Consider the following 956-nt stretch of genomic DNA (forward strand, 5'->3'; position numbering starts at 1 on the left):
CGGCGCTGGAGGCGTTCGTCCAGCGGCAGCGCCAGGAGTTCCTCGGCCCGGCCGGCCTTGAGGGACTTGGTGTTGACACCCTCGAAGAGGGCCATCAGCTTCTGCAGCGGGTCGTAGTCACCCTCGCGCCGGTCGTAGATCAGGTCCAGGGCGGTGGTGACCTGCTCCTCGTCGAAACGGGCGATCGGCAGGATCTTCGACGCGTGCACGATCGCCGAATCGAGTCCGGCCTTGACGCACTCGTCGAGGAAGACGGAGTTCAGCAGCACACGGGCGGCCGGGTTCAGACCGAAGGAGATGTTCGACAGACCGAGGGTGGTCTGCACGTCCGGGTGGCGGCGCTTGAGCTCGCGGATCGACTCGATCGTCGCGATGCCGTCCTTGCGGGACTCCTCCTGACCCGTGCAGATCGTGAACGTCAGCGTGTCGATCAGGATGTCCGACTCGTTGATGCCCCAGTTGTCCGTCAGGTCCGCGATCAGACGCTCCGCGATCGCGACCTTGTGCTCGACGGTGCGGGCCTGGCCCTCCTCGTCGATCGTCAGCGCGATCAGCGCGGCGCCGTGCTCCTGGGCCAGCCGGGTGACCTTCGCGAAACGGGACTCGGGGCCGTCACCGTCCTCGTAGTTGACGGAGTTGATGACGGCGCGCCCGCCGAGCTTCTCCAGACCGGCCTGGAGGACGGGAACCTCGGTGGAGTCCAGCACGATCGGCAAGGTCGAGGCCGTCGCGAAACGCCCCGCCAGCTCCTCCATGTCCGCGACACCGTCACGGCCCACGTAGTCCACGCACAGGTCGAGCATGTGCGCGCCCTCACGGATCTGGTCCCGGGCCATCTCCACACAGTCGTCCCAGCGGGCCTCCAGCATCGCCTCACGGAACTTCTTCGACCCGTTCGCGTTCGTCCGCTCACCGATCGCCATGTACGCGGTGTCCTGCCGGAACGGCACCGTCTG

At 67.1% G+C, this 956-nt stretch carries 1 protein-coding gene; it reads right to left on the minus strand.

The annotated features are described in order from the left end of the window. Positions 1-956, minus strand: a 956-nt coding sequence (locus tag ACEPPI_RS40525; protein ID WP_373920242.1) for a dihydropteroate synthase, incomplete at both ends; no start/stop codon positions are given.

Origin of the sequence: Streptomyces sp. AB3(2024) (genome assembly GCF_041862025.1) — a bacterium.
Classification (GTDB): Bacteria; Actinomycetota; Actinomycetes; order Streptomycetales; family Streptomycetaceae; genus Streptomyces.